General features: G+C 63.7%; 24 protein-coding genes and 1 pseudogene. 16 read left to right on the top strand and 9 right to left on the bottom strand.

Translation table 11 applies throughout. From position 1 onward, the window contains the following. Positions 1 to 2: 2 nt before the first annotated feature. On the bottom strand, positions 3 to 1619 hold the full coding sequence (gene nadB, locus ACZ1JM_RS15405) for an L-aspartate oxidase (RefSeq protein ID WP_465133247.1): 1617 nt from the start codon (positions 1617 to 1619) through the stop codon (positions 3 to 5). Between the two features lie 70 nt (positions 1620 to 1689). Further along, positions 1690 to 2661: an ABC transporter ATP-binding protein gene (locus ACZ1JM_RS15400; RefSeq protein WP_465133246.1), complete on the bottom strand. Its 972-nt coding sequence runs from the start codon at positions 2659 to 2661 to the stop codon at positions 1690 to 1692. Positions 2662 to 2775: 114 nt separating this feature from the next. On the opposite strand from ACZ1JM_RS15400, the gene ACZ1JM_RS15395 reads away from it, so the two are divergent. The 6 genes from ACZ1JM_RS15395 to ACZ1JM_RS15370 all read left to right on the top strand — a co-directional run bounded on the left by ACZ1JM_RS15395 (position 2776) and on the right by ACZ1JM_RS15370 (position 7121). Continuing rightward, positions 2776 to 2970: a zinc-finger domain-containing protein gene (locus ACZ1JM_RS15395; protein WP_465135094.1), complete on the top strand. Its 195-nt coding sequence runs from the start codon at positions 2776 to 2778 to the stop codon at positions 2968 to 2970. A 42-nt stretch (positions 2971 to 3012) separates the two neighbouring features. Further along, the gene (gene tldD, locus ACZ1JM_RS15390) at positions 3013 to 4431 is read left to right on the top strand and encodes a metalloprotease TldD (RefSeq protein WP_465133245.1); all 1419 of its coding nucleotides are present in this window, start codon (positions 3013 to 3015) and stop codon (positions 4429 to 4431) included. Between the two features lie 87 nt (positions 4432 to 4518). Next, complete coding sequence (locus tag ACZ1JM_RS15385) at positions 4519 to 4929, top strand: hypothetical protein (protein ID WP_465133244.1); 411 nt, start codon at positions 4519 to 4521, stop codon at positions 4927 to 4929. 111 nt (positions 4930 to 5040) lie between these two features. After that, the gene (locus ACZ1JM_RS15380; protein ID WP_465133243.1) at positions 5041 to 5448 is read left to right on the top strand and encodes a DoxX family protein; all 408 of its coding nucleotides are present in this window, start codon (positions 5041 to 5043) and stop codon (positions 5446 to 5448) included. 619 nt (positions 5449 to 6067) lie between these two features. Continuing rightward, positions 6068 to 6268: a type II toxin-antitoxin system Phd/YefM family antitoxin gene (locus tag ACZ1JM_RS15375; RefSeq protein ID WP_465133242.1), complete on the top strand. Its 201-nt coding sequence runs from the start codon at positions 6068 to 6070 to the stop codon at positions 6266 to 6268. 79 nt (positions 6269 to 6347) lie between these two features. Beyond that, on the top strand, positions 6348 to 7121 hold the full coding sequence (locus ACZ1JM_RS15370) for a hypothetical protein (protein WP_465133241.1): 774 nt from the start codon (positions 6348 to 6350) through the stop codon (positions 7119 to 7121). Here the strand turns inward: ACZ1JM_RS15370 and ACZ1JM_RS15365 are convergent. From ACZ1JM_RS15365 to ACZ1JM_RS15350, 4 genes are all read right to left on the bottom strand, one after another. Continuing rightward, positions 7080 to 7499: a very short patch repair endonuclease gene (locus ACZ1JM_RS15365; RefSeq protein WP_465133240.1), complete on the bottom strand. Its 420-nt coding sequence runs from the start codon at positions 7497 to 7499 to the stop codon at positions 7080 to 7082. The genes ACZ1JM_RS15370 and ACZ1JM_RS15365 overlap by 42 nt on opposite strands. A 97-nt stretch (positions 7500 to 7596) precedes the next feature. Then, complete coding sequence (locus tag ACZ1JM_RS15360; protein ID WP_465133239.1) at positions 7597 to 8541, bottom strand: Eco29kI family restriction endonuclease; 945 nt, start codon at positions 8539 to 8541, stop codon at positions 7597 to 7599. A gap of 65 nt (positions 8542 to 8606) precedes the next feature. After that, entirely contained in the window at positions 8607 to 9767 is a 1161-nt protein-coding gene (locus ACZ1JM_RS15355) for a DNA cytosine methyltransferase (protein ID WP_465133238.1), read from the bottom strand. A gap of 11 nt (positions 9768 to 9778) precedes the next feature. Beyond that, the gene (locus ACZ1JM_RS15350) at positions 9779 to 9955 is read right to left on the bottom strand and encodes a ribbon-helix-helix domain-containing protein (protein ID WP_465133237.1); all 177 of its coding nucleotides are present in this window, start codon (positions 9953 to 9955) and stop codon (positions 9779 to 9781) included. Positions 9956 to 11036: 1081 nt separating this feature from the next. Between ACZ1JM_RS15350 and ACZ1JM_RS15345 the strand changes: the two genes are divergently transcribed. The 5 genes and pseudogenes from ACZ1JM_RS15345 to ACZ1JM_RS15325 form a co-directional block, all read left to right on the top strand. Continuing rightward, the gene (locus tag ACZ1JM_RS15345) at positions 11037 to 11183 is read left to right on the top strand and encodes a hypothetical protein (protein ID WP_465133236.1); all 147 of its coding nucleotides are present in this window, start codon (positions 11037 to 11039) and stop codon (positions 11181 to 11183) included. A gap of 232 nt (positions 11184 to 11415) precedes the next feature. After that, on the top strand, positions 11416 to 12609 hold the full coding sequence (locus ACZ1JM_RS15340) for a DUF932 domain-containing protein (RefSeq protein WP_465133235.1): 1194 nt from the start codon (positions 11416 to 11418) through the stop codon (positions 12607 to 12609). Positions 12610 to 12663: 54 nt separating this feature from the next. Then, a complete protein-coding gene (locus tag ACZ1JM_RS15335; protein ID WP_465133234.1) occupies positions 12664 to 13065 on the top strand; it encodes a hypothetical protein in 402 nt (133 codons plus the stop codon). A gap of 84 nt (positions 13066 to 13149) precedes the next feature. Beyond that, the gene (locus ACZ1JM_RS15330; RefSeq protein ID WP_465133233.1) at positions 13150 to 13824 is read left to right on the top strand and encodes a ParB/RepB/Spo0J family partition protein; all 675 of its coding nucleotides are present in this window, start codon (positions 13150 to 13152) and stop codon (positions 13822 to 13824) included. 1195 nt (positions 13825 to 15019) lie between these two features. Further along, positions 15020 to 15130 (top strand): annotated as a pseudogene (locus tag ACZ1JM_RS15325) (VirB8/TrbF family protein); the annotation flags it as partial. On the opposite strand, the gene ACZ1JM_RS15320 reads toward ACZ1JM_RS15325, so the two are convergent. Continuing rightward, a complete protein-coding gene (locus ACZ1JM_RS15320; protein ID WP_465135132.1) occupies positions 15102 to 15332 on the bottom strand; it encodes a hypothetical protein in 231 nt (76 codons plus the stop codon). The pseudogene ACZ1JM_RS15325 and the gene ACZ1JM_RS15320 sit on opposite strands and share 29 nt — an antisense overlap. Here ACZ1JM_RS15320 and trbG point away from each other — a divergent pair. From trbG to ACZ1JM_RS15305, 3 genes are all read left to right on the top strand, one after another. Continuing rightward, positions 15256 to 16164 carry a P-type conjugative transfer protein TrbG gene (gene trbG / locus ACZ1JM_RS15315; RefSeq protein WP_465135093.1) on the top strand — a complete coding sequence of 303 codons (909 nt, stop codon included), beginning with the start codon at positions 15256 to 15258 and terminating at the stop codon, positions 16162 to 16164. The genes ACZ1JM_RS15320 and trbG overlap by 77 nt on opposite strands. 80 nt (positions 16165 to 16244) lie before the next feature. After that, on the top strand, positions 16245 to 17387 hold the full coding sequence (locus tag ACZ1JM_RS15310; RefSeq protein ID WP_465135092.1) for a TraB/TrbI/VirB10 family type IV secretion system protein: 1143 nt from the start codon (positions 16245 to 16247) through the stop codon (positions 17385 to 17387). Beyond that, the gene (locus ACZ1JM_RS15305; protein WP_465133232.1) at positions 17384 to 17614 is read left to right on the top strand and encodes a DUF2274 domain-containing protein; all 231 of its coding nucleotides are present in this window, start codon (positions 17384 to 17386) and stop codon (positions 17612 to 17614) included. The genes ACZ1JM_RS15310 and ACZ1JM_RS15305 overlap by 4 nt, the downstream gene beginning before the upstream one ends. Positions 17615 to 17656: 42 nt before the next feature. On the opposite strand, the gene ACZ1JM_RS15300 is transcribed toward ACZ1JM_RS15305, so the two are convergent. Together ACZ1JM_RS15300 and ACZ1JM_RS15295 are read right to left on the bottom strand one after the other, a co-directional pair. Beyond that, entirely contained in the window at positions 17657 to 18616 is a 960-nt protein-coding gene (locus tag ACZ1JM_RS15300) for a LysR family transcriptional regulator (protein WP_465135091.1), read from the bottom strand. 141 nt (positions 18617 to 18757) lie between these two features. Further along, positions 18758 to 19354, bottom strand: a complete 597-nt coding sequence (locus tag ACZ1JM_RS15295; RefSeq protein WP_465133231.1) for an NADPH-dependent F420 reductase — start codon at positions 19352 to 19354, stop codon at positions 18758 to 18760. 275 nt (positions 19355 to 19629) lie between these two features. Between ACZ1JM_RS15295 and ACZ1JM_RS15290 the strand changes: the two genes are divergently transcribed. Continuing rightward, positions 19630 to 20241: a glutathione S-transferase family protein gene (locus tag ACZ1JM_RS15290; protein WP_465133230.1), complete on the top strand. Its 612-nt coding sequence runs from the start codon at positions 19630 to 19632 to the stop codon at positions 20239 to 20241. A 67-nt stretch (positions 20242 to 20308) separates the two neighbouring features. Further along, positions 20309 to 22378, top strand: a complete 2070-nt coding sequence (locus ACZ1JM_RS15285; RefSeq protein WP_465133229.1) for an FAD-binding oxidoreductase — start codon at positions 20309 to 20311, stop codon at positions 22376 to 22378. The last annotated feature ends 71 nt before the right edge of the window (positions 22379 to 22449 follow it).

Here is a 22449-nt window from a genome sequence, read left to right as displayed (position 1 = left end):
TTTCAGGGCACCAATACGGTGTCGACGGGTTCGGCATCGATACCGGGGAAGTCGAGGTTGTAATGCAACCCTCGGCTTTCGTGGCGTTTCAGGGCGCTGGTGACGATCAGTTCCGCGCTCTGTAGCAGATTGCGCAACTCGATCAGATCGGTCGAGACGCGGAAATGGCGATAGTATTCCTCGATCTCGCCATTCAGCATCTGGATGCGGTGATGGGCGCGTTCGAGCCGCTTGGTCGTGCGTACAATGCCGACGTAGTTCCACATGAACCGGCGGATTTCCGTCCAGTTCTGCTTGATGACCACCTCCTCATCGGAGTCGGTCACCCGGCTGGCATCCCATGAACGGACGGGAGGCGGCGCGGCGAAGCCCTCCCACTGCGAACGGATGTCGGCCGCTGCCGCTTCGCCAAAGACGAAGCATTCCAGCAGGGAGTTGGACGCCAGACGGTTCGCGCCATGCAGCCCGCTTTCCGTACACTCCCCCGCCGCATAAAGCCCCGGCAGATCGGTACGGCCCTTGAGGTCAATCAGGACGCCGCCGCAGGTATAGTGCTGCGCAGGGACGACCGGGATCGGCTCCTTGGTCATGTCGATGCCGAGGCCCAGCAGCTTTTCGTGGATGTTCGGGAAATGCTCCCGCACGAATTCCGGGGGCTGGTGGCTGATGTCGAGGTGGACGTAGTCGAGCCCGAAGCGCTTGATCTCCGCATCGATGGCGCGCGCCACCACGTCGCGCGGGGCCAGTTCCAGCCGCTCGGGATCGTAGAACGTCATGAACCGCTTACCGGTACGCGGGTTGATCAAGTGCCCGCCCTCTCCTCGCACGGCTTCGGTGATGAGGAAGTTCTTGACCTCGAGATTGTAGAGGCAGGTCGGATGGAACTGCATCATCTCCATGTTGGAGACTCGCGCGCCCGCACGCCAGGCCATGGCGATTCCGTCACCCGTCGCGCCGCGCGGGGCAGTGCTGAACTGGTACACGCGACCGGCCCCGCCGGTGGCCAGCACGGTGGCGCGGCCGGTGAACGCCTCCACCTGTCCGGTTTCCTCATCCAGCGCGTAGACGCCCCAGACCCGGCCGGACCCCGAATAGCGCATTTCGTGCCGCCCGGTGATCAGGTCAATGCACGAGCGCCCCGGGAATAGGGTGATATTGGGATGGGCTTCCGCCGCCGAGAGCAGAGCCTGCTGCACCGCCCAGCCGGTCGCGTCCGCCACATGAACGATGCGGCGATGCGAGTGGCCCCCTTCGCGCGTCAGGTGGAGCGCGTTGCCTTCGGTGTTGAACGGAACGCCCAGTTCAGTCAGCCGATCGATGGCGTGGGGCGCACGCTCGATCACGAATTCCACCGTCTCGCGGCGGTTGAGGCCAGCGCCGGCGATCATCGTGTCGCGCACATGCTCTTCGAAGGTATCGCCTGCGTCGAGCACCGCCGCGATGCCGCCTTGCGCCCACGCGGTGGACCCGGTGGCGAGGCCTCCCTTGGCGAGGACCGCCACTTTCACGTTATCGGCCAGCGCAAGGGCCGCCGTCAGCCCCGCCGCGCCCGAACCGACGACCACGACGTCATATTCATGAGTGGCAATGGGGTCGGCAGAGGGAGATGGCGTTTCCATGACGCCACCTAGCCGCCCGATTGTTCGGCCTGCAACTGTTTGCGCTGTCAGGCTTGCAATTTCCTGACGATCAGGATTTCGACCGCGCTTCCGTCGTAAGGGTGACGAAGACGTCTTCCAGATCGGCTTCGCGCGTCGTCACGTCGATGATCGAGAAACCCTGCGCCTGCATCGCCGCCAGGATTTCGCCTGCATTGCTGTGATCCTTGTCGTACGTGATCTCGATCGCGCGGTCGCCGGTCTTCACGCATTTTACGAAGCCGGGGTGCGTCGGCAACGACGTGACGTCCCGATCGAGCGTCAGAACGATGATTTTCTCCCGCGCCATGCCGACAAGTTCGCGCGTGGGCTTGTTGGTGATCAGTTCGCCGTGATTGATGATCGCGATCCGGTCGCACAGCTCCTCGGCTTCTTCGAGGTAGTGCGTCGTCAGCACCACGGTCGCGCCTTCGCGGTTGAGTTCGGTGACGAGTTCCCAAAGCTGGCGGCGCAGTTCCACGTCCACGCCCGCCGTCGGCTCGTCCAGAATCAGCACCGGGGGCTGATGGACCAACGCCTTGGCGATAAGTAGGCGGCGCTTCATTCCGCCCGATAGCGTGCGGGCATAGGCGTCGCGTTTGTCGGCCAGATGGACAGCACGCAGTAGTTCTTCCGAGCGGCGCAATGTCTTGGCGATGCCATAGAGACCGGCCTGTATCTCCAGCACTTCAAACGGGGTAAAGAAGGGATCGAACACGATTTCCTGCGGGACGATGCCGATAGACCGCTTGGCGTTGCGGGTGTCGCGATCAATATCGAAACCCCAGATCTCCGCCGAGCCGGACGTCTTCATCACCATGCCGGCAAGGATATTGATCAGGGTGGATTTTCCCGCACCGTTCGGGCCCAGCAGCCCGAAAATCTCGCCTTCGGGAACATCGAAGGAAACGCCTTTCAAGGCGAGTTTCCCTTCGCCCAGTCCAGCAGGGGCGTATCGCTTCACCAGATCGCGGATGGAGATCGCGGGGGTGGAATCTGTGGCGGTGGCGGAAGAAATGCTCATGGTGGAGCATTTGGGCTTCCTCGGCGCGCGCGTAAAGGGCGCAACGTAGCGAATCATGGCCGCCGTCATTTGGCGGCTGGAAATTCCGTCATGCCCTTGGTAATCGGCCATTCCATGAACTCGCCCGAAACCGTCTTCACCGATTCCCACCGCGTCTCCTGCGACGGCGCGACCGACATCCGCGCCGGTGCGGCGCTAGGCCATCCCCGCGTCTGGCTCGAAATCGACGAAAAGGGTTTCGTCGAATGCGGGTACTGCGACCGTCGCTTCGTACTGAAGGGCGGACCGGCGGATCAACAGGCCGCCTGATACGGCCTTTGCGCCAGCGGTCATGCGCCCTATATCGGCGGCATGACCATGACGGACCCCAGATCGCTCCTCTATAGCCAGCTATCGCCTGAAGAGGCGCAGGCGCTTGCTGCGGAAACCCTGAAATCCTGCGACGACGGAGAACTGTTCATGCAGTTCGTCGCAAGCGAGGCGTTCGGGTTCGACGATGGCCGCCTCAAGACGGCGGACTATTCGCGCGATGCCGGGTTCGGGCTTCGCGGCATTTCCGGTGAGATGACCGGCTTTGCCCATGCCAACGACATTTCACCCGCAGCCATTCGCCGCGCCGGTGAGACCCTGCAGTTGCTCGATCCCGCAACCGGCGTGCGATCGGCCCCACCAGTCAAGACCAACGCCAAGCTCTACACTGATGTCTCCCCGCTCGATCTTGTGGACTTTGCGGAAAAGGTTCGACTGCTCGAAACGATCGACGCCGCCGCCCGCGCCCGCGATCCGCGCGTGTCGCAAGTCAGCGCCAGCCTCTCAGGGTCATGGTCGGTAGTCGAGATCGTTCGCCCGGATGGCTACATCGCAACCGATATCAGGCCGCTGGTCCGCCTGAACGTCTCGATCGTCGCCGAAAGCAACGGTCGGCGTGAAACCGGATCGTTCGGCATGGGCGGGCGCTACCTCTACGACGATCTGTTCAGGCCGGAAAACTGGAACGAGGCGATCGACACCGCGCTGGCGCAGGCGCTCACCAATCTGGAAAGCATAGATGCACCCGCAGGCGAATTCCCAGTACTGTGCGGCGCCGGTTGGCCCGGCGTCCTGCTGCATGAGGCGATCGGCCACGGACTGGAAGGCGATTTCAACCGCAAGGGCACCTCGGCCTTTTCGGGCCGCATTGGCGAGCGGGTTGCCGCCCCCGGCGTGACGATCGTGGACGATGGCTCCATTCCCGGCCGTCGCGGATCGCTGACCATCGACGACGAAGGCACGCCGACCCGCGAAACGGTGCTGATCGAGGACGGCATCCTCAAGGGCTACATGCAGGATCGCCTGAATGCCCGCCTGATGGGTGTCGATCCCACAGGCAACGGTCGCCGCGAAAACTACGCCCACGCTCCGCAAGTGCGCATGACCAACACGTTCATGAAGGGCGGGAACGACGATCCGGCCGAAATGCTCGCGGGCATGAAGAAAGGCATCTTCGCCAAGAACTTTGGCGGTGGCCAAGTGGACATCGTATCCGGCAAGTTCGTGTTCTCCTGCACCGAGGCCTACATGGTCGAAAACGGCAAGCTGGGCGCTCCGATCAAGGGCGCGACGCTGATCGGCGATGGCCCGTCCGTGCTGACCCGCGTCAAAGCCATCGGCAATGACATGGAGTTGGATCGGGGCGTCGGCGTCTGCGGCAAAGGCGGGCAAAGCGTGCCTGCTGGCGTCGGCCAGCCTTCGCTTCTGATTGATGGGCTGACGGTGGGCGGCACAGCTTGATGGACCGGAGGGCAAGGGTCAGCATCAGTTAAGGCGACTCGTGCCATACAAGCGATAACGCGGGGCGCGTTGAAAAGGACGAACACGATGAAGAAGTTTGCGATCGCGGCGACACTCGCTGTCGGTGCTTCGCTGCTTGCCGTCCCAACCGTCGATGCCCGAACCAGCATGACCGGGGAGCAGAAGCTTTCCAAAATGCTGGCAGGACGCGAAGCCGGCAAGCCAGTCAACTGCATCCCTTACTCACAAACCCACAACTCGACCGTGATCGACAAGACCGCGATCGTCTACAGGGTGGGCTCAACCCTGTACGTCAACCGGCCGACGAACGCGGACCAGTTGGACGACAATGACATTCTGGTGACTCGCCTTTCGACATCGCAGTTGTGCAACCTCGATACGGTTCAGCTGCGGGATCGTTCGCCGGGCTTCATGTGGAACGGCTTCGTGGGTCTTCAGGACTTCGTACCGTATCGCAAGGTCAGCTCAACGAACTGAGCGGACGGGTCGCGACAGACGGTCGGCAGCAATGGCTGTCGGCCGTCTTTTTTGTTAGTGGCGCGCACGAATGTCCCTTCGCAGGGCAGTCATCCCCGCCCATGATGTCCCATGAGCATCAACCGCCGCACCCTCACCCGAACCGCGCTGGCGGTGATCTATGCCGCAGCGGGGATCCTGCATCTGGCAAAACCGCACCCATTCGTTGAAATCGTGCCGGAATGGGTGCCATTCCCGGCGACCACGGTGATGCTGACGGGCGTTGCGGAATTGGCCGGGGCAGCGGGTCTGTTGCAGCCGTTCTCGCTTGGCCTGCGCAAGGTGGCCGCATGGGGCTTGGCGGCTTATGCGCTGTGCGTATGGCCCGCGAACTTTCAGCATATGCTGATCGACATGGCCCGGCCCGATCATGGCCTGGGTCTGGGCTACCACATTCCGCGCCTGATGCTTCAGCCGGTGCTGATCTGGCTGCCGCTGTGGGCAGCAGGCGTGACCGGCTGGCCTTGGCGGCGGCGATGAATATCCGCGGGTGCGATCGTCAGAACTGGCGCTCGACACCGGCCGCCCCGCTCCACGGGTGAGGACTACCTGCCTTTGACACGATTCAATCGAGCATCGGGATGCTTGCCGAGCAGAATGCGGTCCGGTTTGTCGATGTTCGCTTATTCATCGCGTCGCTGCCGCGGTGCTTGGCCGTATACCGGCATGTGTCGCGACAGCCTGCTTCCCGGTGCGAGACGGCAATACACTCGCCGAGTCCCGAGCTACATCCGTTGGAAAAGAGGCAAACCCGATAAAGCTCCTGATTGGCATTAAATGGCGGACAAACCGCTGCCATCTAATGCCAATGGAAGCTTGCTATGCGGCGCTTATTCCCACTCGATTGCCTCAATGATAGATAAATCATTGATATACATAGAAGATTTTGCCTTCTTCGAGTTCGTGCCCGACACACAAACCGTCAAAAATCTACGCTTTTGATTTCAAACGATTTTCCTGAAGAAATTTTTTTGCGAGGCTTCGCCATCTATCGCTGTCAACCGCCTCCATGGCGCCGTGCCCGAACGCAGTTCGCTTCGCAGCGAAGATCGAAAAACTACCTTCATCGCTCTACAGAAGATTCTCGAGAAACGCGAGCATGAGCTTTCCGGTCGATCGCCGCGAGCGCCATTGCCAGGAGCATGAGATGGAGTCGATCAGTCTGACGTATGCCAAAGCCCGTCTAAGCGAATTGGTCGACCGGATCGAAACGGGCGATACGATCGGCATCACACGCCGCGGCAAGCCCATCGCGCGGTTGACCGCCATATCCTCATGGCGCCCAGCAGGGTCACGATGATGATCGACCACAGGCCTACGCTGGCCCAACCGCGGTGCTGACGGGTCTGCTGCGGATGATTAGGCGGCATGAGCTTCGGTTGATCGTGCCCTTGGCCGACAGCACGATCTTCGAGATGGAGACCGCCATTCGCGCGGCGGCGCTGACGATGGCGTTCCTGTTGGTCGATCGCGCAGCGCTCGACCTCGACGTCGACCCGGGCGAGTTCGAGATTCTGCCGCCGCGCGTCACGCGCGTCGCCGATCGCGAATGGCCGGTGATTCAAATCGCCGACACGCTCGTCAACGGGTCAGGGCTGTCGCGGCACTTGTCACTGCCCGCCAATCGCCCTTGGGCGCTCGACCTTTTGCGCGACATCGTTAGCAACGAAGAGGCATGGCCAATGCGGGACTTCCTTGGAGCGGCGCACCGCGCGAGCTGCGATCAGGCCTGCTATGAGTGCCTGCAGCGCTACGGCAACCGCAACTATCACGGCCTGTTGGACTGGCGGCTGGGCATCTCCTATGCGCGCGCATTTCTCGATCCCAGCGCGCAAATTGGCGGAGATGGCGATTTTAGCGCGCCCGAACTGGCCGACTGGCGTGCGGTCGCTGAGGAGGCGCTGAGTCGGGTCGCCCATAGCAGCGCCAGGATCAACCTGATCGCGAACGGCTCGCTGCCCGCGATCGCGGTCGATCATCCCGGGGGCCGGCGCGTCATCGCGGTGCGCCATCCGCTATGGCGAGACACGGCCGGCGCTTCGCCCTTAGTTGTCGAACAAGCGCGCCGGACGTTCGGCGCCGAGACGAGGTGGATCGACAGTTTCGAGCTATCAAGGCGGCCCTTCGTCGCGATCGCCAGGCTTCTCACCTGAGCGATCGCGTAGTCGCGTGACCTCCTCGACAAAGGCGCCGAGTCGCGCCGCGTCGCGCGCCTCGCATTCCCAGATCGTCGCGACCCGCCAACCGTCGGCGATGAGGCGGGTGGCGACCGCGGCGTCGCGCGCGACGTTCGCGGCAAACTTCTCCTTCCAGAAGTCGACGCGCGACTTGGGCATCCGGCAATGCGGACAGCCGGGGTGGCGGTGCCAAAAGCAGCCATGGACAAAAATCGCGAGCCGATCGCCGCGAAAGACGATGTCGGGACGGCCGGGCAGATCCCGCGCGTGTAGCCGGAAGCGGTGGCCCTGAGCGTGAAGCGCTGAGCGTACGAGCCGTTCGGGCGCGGTATCCGCGCCCTTCACCCGGCGCATAACCTCGGATCGGGTTAAAGCGGATTTTCGCCGCTCCTTGGATTTCCGCCGGGCTATATGCGGCCCCAATACAAAGGTTCGAAGCGGTGGAAGCGTCTCACGCGTCGTCTGGACCGCCCGCCTCGCCCTCAGTGGGGCCAGTCGCTTCGGCCATCGGCGCCGACGTCTCGTCGAGCTCAGCGTCACCATCCTGACGGAAGCCGCGCAGCATCTCCTCAAGCAGCTCGGCATGATCGCGACGCGCCGGAACCCGGTCCAAAGTGGCAGTGATTCTAGTCGCGATCTCGTCAGGCTCGATGGAGTTCACGAGGCTAGCGTCAAGCGCCCATTGTCGGCCGGGATGTACGACGTCCCAAGGCGAGCGCTTGTTCGCGCGGGTCTTCGCCGCGTCCCCATGCTTGCTCATGCCCCAGCAAGCCTTGGTCTCGGCGTTCCATACGGGCCAGAAGGTGCGGATCAGATGCTTCTCCGCCACCAGCTGCGCGTTCGTCGCGCAAACCAGTCGGCGGGAAACGAAATCCTCTAGGCGGATCGGACTTAGCCCCTCCGGAAGCTGGTCGGCGTATCCCGCTGCCGTGGCGATTGTCCCAGCATGCTCCAGCAAACGCGCGGTGAGCTTCGCGCCCTGCTCGCGCGTGGTGCTGGCGTCATCTTTGGCGGGATCGGCCTTGCCGACATAGATCGGAGTCTCGGAACCGGTAATCCCCGCGTAAAGCGGATGATCCCCGGTGTAATATATCGCGTATACCCCCGAGCCATAGGATGGCCGGATGTCGGCCAAGCGGATCAGGGGCTGCGCCAGCAAGGCGAGCGAGACCATCCGACCAACAACCTTGGGATCGGACGGATCGAACGTCCCCTTGGGCATCCGGATAGGGTCGCTCGATGAGCGGGCGGTCTCGACCGCGTCAGCGTGCGCCGCGAGCCCTTCACGGATGCGTTTGACCACAGCTTGCGGTGGCGTCTCACCGGCTGCCGCGAGGACCGCTTCCAGCGCTTCATTTAGCGCTTTGATCGCCGCGCGATCGGGTGACAATGCCATCGTTTCTCCCGCTCCGGTGAAGAGCGGAAGGCCGAATCACACCGCCGCTTTCATTAAGCTTCTAGCTAAGCCGCACGGCGCCGTGGCGCCAGCGCTCTTGGCAAGCCGAGATGGGCGATGACGTTCCTTCCCGCCGCAAGCGCCAGTTGGACCGGCACCGCGTTTCCCATCTGCCGCATGCTTTCACTCCACGAGCGAGGAAAGGAGAACGTGTCAGGCAGTCCGACCAGACGCGCCGCCTCGCGCTTGGTAAAATAGCGCACCGACCCATCGTCGCGAACCATCATGTTCTCTCCGCCAGGAACGCCGTGATCGCCCGCCTTGAGCGCCTTCGCCGGTAGATCCAGTGGGCTGCCTGTATGCCCGGGATAGACCCGCGCGCCGTGCTGCGCGACATGGTCCCTCTCGCCATTGGGTTCACCCAGATCTAACAAAGCGTCGCGCACGGTCGTCCAAGGCGCGCCTTTCGGCTCCACGCCTGCCGCTCGCAACATGGCGACGCGACGCGCGTCATCCCGCCGCGTTGGATTGGCGCGCCGCTTCAAGCCATGCCGATCCCAATAGGTCCCGGTGACATATTGCTCCCATAACAGGCGATCGCGGGAATGCGTTGGGGGCATTGGAACAGGCGCCTCCCCCACATCCACCCGGATCCCGAAGATGATCACGCGGTGGCGAATCTGCGCGGCTCCAAGATCGGCTGCGTTCACGACCTGCCAACAGGTGCGATATTCTGGCGCGCTATCGCTCGATCGTAGGCGGATCGTGTGATCGACCAGCGATTCGCCAGGGCGGCGTGTGATCGAGGGGCGCTCAAGATGCGCGACGATCCACTCGAGGTAAGGACGGAAGCGCGGCCCGGCGAGGTTACGCACATTCTCGAACATGAACGCTCGGGGATGGCCTTCGCGTACCGCTCGGATGGCCTCCGGCCACATGTCGCGCGCGTCCGATTGCCCCATCTTCTTGCCGCCAATACCGAACGGCTGGCACGGCGGCCCCCCGGAGATCAGGTCGAGGCCGGGGTGCGCAAACCAGTCGATGTCACGGACATCGAGTCGCTCCATCGGCCAATGCGCGACATGCTCGACGCCGTTTGAGCGATTGTGACGCACAGTCTCGACCGCGTCATGGTCGAACTCCGCCATCAGCTCGTGACGAAAGCCCGCGAGGGACGTTCCCATCGCCAGCCCGCCACATCCAGCGAAGAGTTCAGCGCTGCGCATCCTCGCTTCTCCTAATCCAAGGGGAGCATCGGGCCGCCGGCCTTCTGCTCAAGATATTGCTCCACCGCTCGTCGGACGAGCCACGCCACTTTGACGCCCTCAGCCTCGGCGAGCCGATCAAGCTCGGCCTTTTGTCGGCGACTGAGCGTGGTGGTCACCCGCTCGGCGTCACGACCATCCTTGCCCAATCAGACCTCCGCGGCGATCCGCGGCTTTCCGCGGCGCTTCGATCTTTGCCTCAATATGCCGGACCACACAAGGAATATCATGGACGCTAGAACAAATAAAGAACATTCCGCGTAGGCGGGCCGCACCATGTTTTCGCGCCGCAGCGGCGGATCCGAGACCGTCTTCATGACCTACCAATTGCGGCATCCCAATGGCGGCCTCATCGCCGCCACAGTCGAACTTGCCGACCGTCGGGTCACCTTGCATAGCCGCGGCGGCGCAACAGGCGGACGCCCAGAGCGTAACCCAGAGTATTCCGCTGCGTTCGATGCGATCATAGATCGCCTAAGCCCACAGGCGCGCGTGATCTCGCGTGTTTTGCTGGACAGCCGTCGCGCGCACGCCTCAGGGGCCGAGGTCGTGCTAGCCACCGCCGAGGACTTCGAAAATCTCCCGCTTGACGAGGTCAAGCGTCTCATCCGACGATCCGCGAGAGCCTTTGGGCGGGCTAAGGGTGCGACCCCAAACCAAGGTAATTCGACAAAGCAGCTCCGTTTTGATGTGAGCGTCGAATTACCCGAGTTAGCCTTACGGCTATCCGCGACCGAGGCTCTCGTCGGACAGGGCCTCGATGGGCGCGACGACGAGAATGGGCCATCTGGCGAGGGTGAGACCAGCATCCCGCCAAGCGACAACGATCGCTCGTGGGCGGAGGGTGACGAGAAAAAGGTGGCACATCTCCGACGCGAGCGCGCAAGTGGACTCGCTGCGCGGAAAAAGTCTGACTTCATCGAAAGAAATGGCAAGCTAGCGTGCGAGCGATGTGGCCTTATCCCAAGCGAGACGCTTGGACCGAATGGCGAAGCGGTCATCGAGGTCCACCATAAGTGGCCCCTGTCATAGGCGCAGACCGATACCCGAACCCGGCTGGAAGACCTTTCCTGTCTTTGCGCAAACTGCCACCGCATAACACATCGGGAGATGGGCGTTAACAGCATCGGAAAGCGGCCGAAAACTATCAGGCGTCAGACGTGACAGAATAGTTCAGACGTTGGCGGGATGACGTCTTCGAGTATGTTCGGCGAAAGACGATCGCCTGCCGTGCGGGCCGTCGCAGTTACGATCGGGTCATCGCCGCCTGCACATTCGGCCGCCGTCCGCTGGGTCAGCTTCTCCGCGAACGCGTCGAAGGCGGTCGCGGGTGGCGACGACGACCGTGAGCGGCGCACGATTTTGCTGGAAGCCTGAAAACCGCATTGCCGGCTTTGCGGGGAAACTCTCAATTGTGCCTTTGCGAGTTCACGGAAACGCGCATTTGAGGGGATGGCCTTCCCCTGTGGCCGAGCCGGACGTCTCGGCCGACCCCTTCTGCGGGGAGACCCCGCAACGCCCCCAGAGAGTAAGAGTGCCGAGCCGATGGCCGTGACGGGTTAAGGGCTGGGAGAGAGGCTCCCGGCGCCCGTCGCGAAAGACCAGTGCCATGACGACCCAGACCCTAGACGCGCGCCGTGATGTGAGCGGCGGATACAAAGTCGATGTCTCGCGCGGCGAACGGAACGGCCGGGTTTCGTCGGAGTGGTTCTCCCGCCCCGACGATGAACGCTTCCTCTCGCTCGATGCCCTCGGCCACGCCGTGCGCAGCCGGTCCGAGCGGAGCCATACCCGCGTCCTCGAAACCGCCGCAGTCCGCGTCGAGGCCGACCGATCGAACGCCGAACGCCTGGCCCTCATTCTGCCCGGCGCCGATCGACCCGTCGCGCCGACCCATTGGAGCTTCGGCCAGCTCGCCAGCCTGGTCGGCGCGCCGGCCGCCTACCTGCGCCAGCTTCCCGCGCCGCTTGCTGCAATAAACCTCCAATATGGACTGACCTCCCACCGTGCCGAGCAGATCAAGACGCTCGAAACCGAGGAGGGACGGCTTGAGCTACGCGCCGTCACCGGCCCCGATTATGGCCGCATCTTCGATCACGAGCTGGTCGATGCCGTCCAACGCATCGCGGGCAACGGCACGGGCGACACCCGCTGGAAGGTGCCCGGCGTGCTCGACTGGTCGACCGGCGTCTACAATCCCCGGGTCGACATCACCAAGGACACCACCACGCTCTACGCCTCCGATCGCGACGTTTTCCTGTTCCTCGTCGACGATCTCAATCCCATCGAGGCGGGCCGCCTGCCCGATGGATCGCCCGATCTCTACTTCCGCGGCTTCTACTGCTGGAACTCGGAGGTCGGGGCGAAGACCCTCGGCATGGCGAGCTTCTATCTCCGCGCCGTCTGCCAGAACCGGAATCTCTGGGGCGTCGAGGACTTCGAGGAAATCTCGATCCGCCACTCCAAATATGCAGTGTCACGCTTCGCCCATGAGGCGGCACCGGCGTTGCTCAACTTCGCGAACTCATCGCCACTGCCCTTCGTCAACGGCATCCGGGCTGCGCGGGAGCGAATCGTCGCCCGCAACGACGAGGAACGCGGCGACTTCCTGCGCGGCCGTGGTTTCTCCAAGGCCGAAACCGGCCGCATCATCGAGACCGTCCTGGCCGAGGAGGGCCGCCCACCCGAAAGCGTCTTCGATTTCGTCCAGGGCATCACCGCGATAGCCCGCGACAAGACCAATCAGGATGCCCGGCTCGATCTTGAGAGCAAGGCGAAACGGCTCCTCGATCGTGTCGCCTGATAGCCACAGAGCCGGGATTACGCCTTTGCGTATTTCCGGCTCTACGCCGCGCCCTTGAACGGGCGCCACGTCGGCCTATCTCCCGTGAGCTTCGCATGGCGGCGTTTCACGACCGCCAACCCCGATCCGGATCGGGGTCCCGCGCTCCAGATCGGAGTTAGCCGGCGCAGCCCCTTGGGGGGCGCGTCGCTCTCCGAGGGTCGGTTAAAACCCATTGGAGAATGCGATCACCATGAAGAAGAACCCTACACGGACGAGGAAAAGGCGCTCGCGCAGCGCCTCTATGTCGATGCCCTGGCCAGCGGGACGCTCAAGGCGCGCCCCGGCCTGATCGCCGTAGGATTCAGCAACGGCGCGACCATCTCGCAAAGCCGGGAAGTGACCTGGCGCGACTATCTCCGGGATGCGCGGAAAATCCTCTCGCGGCCTCGGCCCGGCGGTCCCCGCCGCCGATAGAGAGTTAGGGGATTGAGGGGGTCTTCGTGACGGGTTTAAGTCGAGAGAGAGAGAGGCTCTCGGCGCCCGTCGCGGAGACCTACCATGGCTACTGCGGTACAGAAGATCACGCTCGCCTCCTCGCGCGACATCCCCTTCAACAAGCTCATCCTCAGCCAGTCGAACGTCCGGCGCATCAAGGCCGGCGTCTCGGTCGAGGAGCTGGCAGCGTCGATCGCGCGGCGCGGCCTCATCCAGAGCCTCAGTGTCATCCCCGTTGTCGATGCCGACGGCGTCGAGACTGGCATGTTCGAGGTTCCCGCAGGCGGACGCCGGTTTCGCGCCCTCGAACTGCTGGTCAAACAGAAGCGCCTCGCCAAGATCGCGCCCATTCCCTGCGTCGTGCGCGAGCGCGATGACAGCATCAGCGCCGAGGAGATTTCGCTCTCCGAGAATGTCGAGCGCGCCGGCCTTCATCCCCTCGACCAGTATCGCGCCTTCCAGGACATGCGCGCCAAGGGCATTAGCGAAGAGGAGATCGCCGCAGCCTTCTTCGTGTCCGTCGCTATCGTGAAGCAGCGCCTGCGCCTGGCCGCCGTCTCCCCCGCGCTGCTCGAAATCTACGCCGAGGACGGCATGCAGCTCGAGCATGTGATGGCCTTCACCGTGTCGGACGACCACGCGCGGCAGGAACAGGTCTGGGACGCGATCAAGGATGGTTGGAACAAGCAGCCCTATCAGATCCGTCGCATGCTGACCGAGACCGCCGTCCGCGCCTAGGACAAGCGCGCCCTCTTCGTCGGCGTCGAGGCCTATCAGGAGGCTGGGGGTCACGTTCTGCGCGACCTGTTCGAGGATGACGATGGCGGTTGGCTGCAGGATCCGGGCCTCCTCGATCTGCTCGTGACCGAGAAGCTCCACGAGGTCGCGAACGGCATCGCGTCCGAGGGCTGGAAATGGATCGAGGTGGGCGTCAGCTTCCCCTATGATGCGACCTACGGCCTGCGCGAACTCGCCGGCGAGCCGACCGACCTCACCGCCGAGGAAGAAGCGACGATCGCTGGGCTGAAGGGCGAATATGAGCAGATCGAGGCCCAATATGACGGCGTCGATGAGTTGCCCGACGAGATCGATGCGCGCCTGGGCGAGATCGAGAACGCGCTGGCGGCCTTCGAGAGCCGGCCGTCCCGCTACGAGCCCGAAGAGGTGGCCCGCGCCGGCGTCTTCATCAGCATCGACCATGAGGGCAACCTCGACATCGAGCGCGGCTATGTTCGCCCGGTCGACGAGGCCCCGATCGAGCCGCAGGAGACCGACCGGCATGTCGGCGATCAGGGCGACGATGAGGCGGACATGCCCGTCGTGCAGCGGACCGTCATCGCGATCGGCGGGGAGCCTGTCGAGGCCATCGAGGAGCAGGATGGCATCAAGCCGCTCCCCGACCGCCTGCTAGGCGAACTCACTGCGCACCGCACGCTCGCCCTGCGCAACGCCGTCGCCAACAGCCCGCGCGTTGCCCTGACGGCGCTCCTCCACAAGCTCGTCGCCGACACCTTCGACCATCGGTCCTATGGCGGCGCGCTGGAGGCATCCGTCCGGCACGTCTTCTTCCCCGCTCAGGACGACGCCCTCGGCGATAGCCCTGTCGCCCGCGAGGTCGAGCAGCGGCATGAGCTTTGGGGCGACACGATCCCGGCGGATGAGGACGCTCGTTGGGACTGGCTGGACCAGCTCGACGACTTTGATCGCAATGCGCTCCTCGCGCACTGCGTGAGCTACGGCGTCAACGCGCTCTACGAGAGGCCCAACCCCTATGGAGGCCATGGCGTCTCCCAGCACGGGCTGGACCACCGTCTCGCCCAAGCCGATCGGCTCGCACGCGCGACCGGACTCGACATGGTCGAGGCAGGCTGGCGGCCGACCGTCGGCAACTATCTCGGCCGCGTCACCAAGGCGCGCATTCTCCTCGCAGTGCGCGATCCTCACGATCGTCGTGCAGGTTCCTCGCGACGCCGACACGCTACGAAATAACCCCCTCGGAATCTACGTCAACGCCATCAATTGGTCTCGGGAGCTAGGACAATGAAGCCGACTTTCCGTAAAGCCGGATTACCGGCTTCCCACATTTCCGTATCGCCCTGCGCACGCATAGTCGCGATCATCGCGCCAGGTGTCCTCGCCGGATGCGCCTCCACCACGCCGCCCCCGAAGATTTCATACGATGCCGCAATCCCGGCGGCTGTCGTCGCCGAACCGCCCGCGCCGGTTACGGTTGTCGAGGTGCCCAAGCCCTTGCCGCTTCCGGGGCAGCTAAAACCCGTCGAGAGCGGTGCGCGCCCTCCGGAGCCGTCGGATCCCGCTGCCAGGGTTAATCTCGCGAATGCCGCAGCGCGCATGCAGCCTGTACGGGACGGCTTCATCAACTCGATGCAGGTCTATCCCTTTACCCCCGGTGCGCTCTACCAAGTCTACACCGCGATCGGGCAGATCACCGACATCGCGCTTCAGCCGGGCGAGCAGCTCGTCGGTGCAGGCCCCGTCGCCGCTGGCGACACCGTTCGATGGATCATCGGCGACACCATGAGCGGGACAGGCGCACTACAGCAGGTCCACATCCTCGTGAAGCCGACCCGGGCCGACCTCACGACCAATCTCGTCATCAACACCAGCGCTCGTACCTATCACATGGAGCTGCGCTCGACCGAGCGGACCTACATGGCGTCGGTCTCATGGCAGTATCCGCAAGACCAGCTCTTCGCCCTTCGCAGCCAAAGCGCGGCAGCGGCTGCATCGCCAACGGTTGCGACCGGGGTCGATCTTGAAAACATCAACTTCCGTTATGCCATCGAGGGCGACCGCCCGCCTTGGCGGCCGACGCGCGCGTTCGACGATGGGAGGCAGGTCTTTATCGAGTTTCCGACGGGAATCGCCCAAGGCGAAATGCCGCCTCTCTTTGTCGTCGGCGCCGATGGGAAATCCTCCGAACTGGTCAACTACCGTGTCCGCGGACATCACATGATTGTTGATCGCCTGTTTGCCGCCGCCGAGCTGCGGTTCGGGTCCGCGCACCGACAGCAGCGGGTGCAGATCGTCCGAACCGATGGGAAGCCTGCAAAGTGAGCGACACAGCAATTTCCAACGACACGGCGCCTGACGATGAGGGCGAGGCCCTGACGGGCGAACCCGTCAATCCCGCAGCGATGCGCCTGCGCGCTGAATCACCTCGCGTCACCCGACTATCGCGCAAGGTGCTGGCGACAATGGGGCTAGTCGCCAGCCTCGGCATCGGCGGCGCCCTGATCTACGCCCTGCAGGCGAACCGCTCGGTTCACGCTCCCGAGGAACTCTACTCAACTGAAAATCGCCCTACGGCCGATGGGGTCGCCTCGCTTCCCCGCGATTATGGCGCGGTCCCCAAACTCGGTCCGCCGCTGCCCGGCGATCTCGGTAAACCGATCCTGAGCGCCCAGGAGCGCGGTCAGGCCGTCCAACCTCCCGGCATGGCAGTCAGTCCCGGCGCCGCGACGAAGCAGGTCAGCCCCGAGCGGCAGAGGCGCATCCAGGAGGTCGAATCCGCGCGAACCGCCGGGTTGTTCGCGACATCAGACGCCGGTGGAACCACATCGCCCCCCTCATTGCCCACTTTGGCGGAGCCGGGTGGCGTAGCGGCAGCATCGCAGACGGGCACAACGCCGACGGCGCAAGACCGCCAGTCCGCATTTCTCAACGCTGCGCCCGAGCGTCGCACGGTGTCGGCCGAGCGGCTGACGTCGCCGACTTCCCGAAACATCCTCCAAGCCGGTGCGGTCATATCGGCAGCTCTCATCACCGGCATCCGTTCGGATCTGCCGGCCCAGATTACCGCACAGGTCACAGAGAACATCTATGACAGCCCGACAGGTCGCATCCTGCTGGTCCCGCAAGGCACGCGCGTCATCGGTCAGTACGACAACAGCGTCCAGTTCGGGCAAACCCGAGTCCTGCTCGTGTGGAATCGGCTCCTCTTTCCAAATGGACGGTCGATCGTTCTCGAGCGGGCACCAGGCGCGGACGCTGAAGGCTTCGCCGGTCTGCAGGACGGCGTGAATTTCCATTGGTGGGACCTCGCGAAAGCAGCAGGCCTTTCGACGCTGCTCAGCGTTGGATCCGAGTTGGCCGTAAACGACGATGATCGTCTGCTGCGCGCGCTGCGAAATGGCGGCCAAGACACCTTCAACGATGCCGGTCAGCAGATTGTCCGGCGGCAGCTCAATGTCGCACCCACGCTGACGATCCGCCCCGGATTTCCGGTCCGCCTGATCGTCACCCGCGACCTCGTGCTTGAACCCTATGGAGATTCATGATGGGCAAACTGAAGCTGAGCGCGATCGAGGACGAGAAGCCGGTAAAATTGACTATCGACCTTCCCGCCGGCTTGCATCGCGACCTCACCGTCTATGCCGAATTGCTCGCTTCGCAATCCGGTCAGGCGATCTCCGATCCCTCCCGCCTTATCGCTCCGATGCTGGAGCGCTTCATGGCCACCGATCGCGAGTTTGCCCGCTCGCGCCGGGAGCGTTCCGGCGGATAACCTCGGCACTGACAGGGCGCAGGTATCATGCCCAGCGATGAGTTATTCGGCTTTGCGCACTCGGGTTTCCGCTGTCGGCGCCAACCATGATCCGCACGACGAGCATCTATGCGCTACATTCCTCGCGAGCGTCAGCAGCCTCTTGAGCGCCGGATTCTTATTTTCCGATGACCATACGGCGCTCGACGCAAGAACATCATCATCGCCGGCGATCGACCGGAAGGTAATCCCTTGCACGTCACTCCCGGTAGAGGAGGTGCTGACCAGAGTCAGGCCGTAGCCGATCGCCACGAGGCCAAGCAGACTTTCACGGCCGACGTCGTGGGTCGTTACATTCACGCGCGAACCAAGGCCCGAAAGTCGCCGCGTCAGATAGTCGTGGATTTCCGGGCCTGCGCCAGTCTGGCTGACTATAAAGGCCTCTCGCCGTAGATCGTCCCATGAGATTGAGGCGCGCTCTGCAAGCTCATGGTCGGTCGGGAGTACCACATTGACCCGCTCGCCCCATAGAGCTTCGGCCTGATAGCCCGGGAGTGTTGGCTCCCCTGTGACGAAGCAAACATCCAGAGCACCCGTCGTGAGGCGGTGTACGTTCGATTGCGGCGAGCCCTCGTGCAATTGGATTCGAACGAGCGGATGCTTCTCGCGAAACTCTTTCAGGAGAAGTTGCAGGAAGCCGACGCTGAGGGAGGCGAGAATCCCGATGTGAATTTCACCACGGTCCCCGCGGTGCGCGGATCGCGCCGCGTTGACGGCGTGGGCGAGTTGATCGACCCCCGCTGCCGCCTCGTTCAAGAAATTGGTTCCGGCTGCAGTCAGTCGAACACCTCGGGAATCCCGCTCGAAGATTGCGAACTGCAGGCGGTGTTCGAGCTGCGCCACCCGCCGGCTGACCGTCGACTGGGGTACGCCAAGCGCCGCCGCCGCCCTTCGGAAACTGCCTAACTCAGCGGATACCAGAGCGTAGCGGAGGTATCGCAAATCTAGGGATAAATCTGGCATCGTAGAGTTCGCCATCTGTGGAGCCGCCACCGTGGAGGGTCACGCGCTAGTTCGGTGTCACCCGCGACGCCGCGGAGGCTGTCGCTCAAAGCTTAGGGAGAAGCAGTCACCGCCTGTGATATGAGACGCAGCGGGTGTGCCTCAGCAAATCTTGACCAGATCGTGACTGATGAGTGGTCCATCGGGCGTCTGGAACAGGCGACTTCCAATTTCGACCTCGCCGAGATCGAGCCCGAAAAAGCCGAGGTGGTCGATTAGGTCGGCCACCTTCGCCTTGGCCTCCGCGTCGTCACCCGCGTAGAACAACACGCGGCGGCCACCTTCGGCTTGGGGGTCTTTCGCCAGTACCGGTGCGGCGAGGTGGTTGAAGGCTTTTACCACGCGTGCGCCCGGCGCCCAATCCTGCACGACTGAGGTAGTGGCACGGCCAGCCACGTCGATCATGAGGACGTCCATCGTGACGATCGGATTGTTGGCGTCGATGAGGACACGGCCGTTCCAGTCGAGGCCAGCAAGCGCGTCTTGGAGCCGCAGCCACTTCACGGCAACAAATACGATATCCTTGGATGCCGCCTCCTCACGGGTGCCAGCGGTGACGGATGGTCCGGCTTTCGCAATAAGATCGGCGAGTGTTTCTGGGCCGCGGCTGTTGGCGATCGTCGCCGGAACGCCCTTCGCTCCAAGCCGCATTGCGATAGTGCTGCCGATGTTGCCGGCTCCAATGATCCCGATCGTCATAGTGTTCTCCAGTGGTCTTGCGAGCGTCAAAGATGTGCGGGCAAGCTCACCTAGACATGCGTCTGCCGCTAGCCTCCGGATTCGCGACCCGATGTACCCATTTAAGGAACACCGACCGCTGACGCCGCGACCTGACTGACGGGGGCAGTTGGCGCTCACCATTACACTGACCGGAATAATGAAGTGCCGATACGGGTCATTCTCGCCGGTCCGGTATCGAAGCACAATGGCGCTGCGGATCGGGAATGGACCCGACCATCACATAGGATTTCGCCATGAAGCTTCATCATCATCCCCTGTCGGGCCACTCGCACCGCGCCGTGCTGGCTGCGTCTCTCCTCAACGTCGCCCACGAGCTGGTCGAAGTCGATCTCAAGGCTGGCGCACACAAGCAGCCCGAATTTCTCGCCCTCAATCCGTTCGGCCAGGTGCCGGTGCTGGAAGATGACGGCGTAGTGGTCGCGGACTCAAACGCGATCCTCGTCTACCTCGCCAAGAAGGCTAGTCGCGCAGACTGGCTGCCCGAAGATCCGCGCGGCGCAGCCTCCGTCCAGCGCTGGTTGTCGGTCGCTGCCGGCGAGGTTGCCTATGGCCCGGCTGCAGCCCGGCTCATCACGGTGTTCGGCGCCAAGTTCGACGCGGACGAAGTGATCGGCCGCGCTCATACCCTGCTCAGCCGTCTCGAAGCCCATCTGGAGGGCGCTGACTGGCTGGTCGGTTCGCAGCCCACAATCGCCGACATCGCCATCTACAGCTATGTCGCACGGGCGCCGGAGGGCAATGTCGGTCTTTCCAGCTACCCGAACGTGAACGCCTTCCTTCGCCGCGTCGAAGGGCTGCCGGGCTTCGTGCCCTTCGTGAAGACCCCAGTCGGCTTGGCGGCATAACCATGCCGCCGACAGCGGGCGCTCCACCATGGTGCGCCCGCCAGACCCCAGCAGAGGCACGAGAACGATGACGTCGAACTTCACCAAGCTCCCCGTCTGGCATCAAGGCGAGCGCTTCATTCAGGAGAAGGTCGGCGTCGCAGAGCGCATGGCGTCGGTCGGTCAGCGGGTGATCCGCGACTATATGCCCGATCAGCATCGCGAGTTTTACGCGAAGCTCCCTTTCATCGTGCTCGGCAGCGTCGACGAGGCCGGCGCGCCCTGGGCGACGTTTTTGGAAGGACGCTCCGGGTTCATCACCTCTCCCGACGCGACCACGCTTCAGGTCGACGCCACTGCGGACCCGACCGATCCCGCCGCCTCAGGGCTTGCACCGCGCAAGCCTGTCGGACTGCTCGGCATCGAGATGCACACGCGCCGAAGGAACCGTATGAACGGAGTGGTCGGCGAGGCGGCACACGGTTTCCGGATCGATGTCGACCAGAGTTTCGGCAACTGCCCGCGCTACATCCAGCTTCGCGATTTCAGCTACGCCCGCGATCCGGGCACGCCCCACGCCGGCGACGTCGAGGCCCTGAGCGCGCTCGACGCCGCGGCCCGGGCCATGATCGCAGGCGCGGACAGCTTCTTTGTGGCCTCCTACGCCGATCGCGACGATCGTCGGCAGGTCGATGTCTCCCATCGCGGCGGCAAGGCCGGATTCGTCCGTATCGCCGACGAGGGCACGCTCACCATTCCCGACTTCGACGGCAACCTGTTCTTCAACACCCTCGGCAACATCCTCCTCAACGGCAAAGCCGGATTGCTGTTCATCGATTATGCGAGCGGCGACGTGCTCCAGATGACCGGCACCGCCGAAGTCATCTTCGACAGCCCCGAAATCGCCGCCTTTCAGGGCACGGAGCGACTCTGGACGTTCACCGCGCAGACAATCGTGCGCAGACGTGGCGCGCTCGCTTTGCGCTGGGCTATGCAGGAGGAGCCATTGTCGCCGAGTTCGCTGATGACCGGCGATTGGGACGAGGCCGCCAACCGTCTTCGCGCGGCCGAGCTTTCGACCCGCTGGCGTCCGCTCAAGGTGACGAAGATCGTCGACGAGAGCAGCTCGATCCGTTCCTTTCACCTCCAGCCCGACGACGGTGCCGGACTGCTGCCCCACCAGGCGGGCCAGCATCTCCCGATCCGCGTGACGCTGCCCGGCGACGACAAGCCCGTCATCCGGAACTACACGCTGTCCGCCGCCCCCTCCGATGGAGTCTATCGCCTCAGCATCAAGCGCGAGGGCGCGGTCTCGAGCCATCTTCATGATAGCATCCGCGTCGGAGATGTGATCGAGGCGCGTGCGCCCGCCGGCGACTTCACGATCGACGCGCGCGAGACGCGCCCCGCTGTCCTGTTGGCGGGCGGTGTCGGCATCACGCCCATGCTCGCGATGCTGCGCCACGTCGTCTATGAGGGCGTCCGCAAACAGCGGGTGCGCCCCACCTATCTGTTCAACGCTGCCCGAACGAAGGCGGAGCGCCCATTCGGCTCTGAGCTGGCGACGCTGGTCGAAAACTCCTTCAGCGCCGTGAAGGTCATCCGGGTGCTCAGCGACCCCACGGATGCCGCTGAAGGCACCGATTACGAGGCCGCAGGCCGGATCGACATGCCCTTGCTCACCCGCTTCCTACCGTTCAACGACTATGATTTCTATCTGTGCGGCCCCGCAGCCTTCACCCAGGCGCTCTATGACGGCCTGCGCACGCTGAATATCGCTGACGCGCGCATCCATGCGGAAGCCTTCGGGCCGTCCTCCCTGGTCCGCACGCCCGACGTCGCGGCGTCCGCTCAAGCGCCAATGCGGCCAGCCTCCACGAAGACGGTGCCCGTCGCCTTCATGGCGTCGGCCAAGGAGGGGCGCTGGACGCCGGCATCCGGAACGCTTCTGGATCTTGCCGAGGCGCGGGGACTGTCACCCGAATTTAGCTGCCGCGAAGGCACCTGTGGAACCTGCAAGACCAAGCTCCTGCGCGGTGCCGTCACCCACATCCGCCAGCCCGGCGTGAGCCTTGCGGATGATGAGGTGCTGATCTGCAGTGCGGTGCCCGCCGAACAGGAATCGGCCGACGAGGACCGCATCCAACTGGAGCTGTGAACCGCCGCCGAGACGGGCTTTTGCCTCCATCAAGTGGAACAATCCCTTCCGGCTTTTCGACATTCAGTCGC

This window comes from Novosphingobium sp. BL-S-24 (genome assembly GCF_055521575.1).
Note: the sequence above shows the minus strand (reverse complement) of the source record. Positions and strands in the feature narration are given on the sequence as shown.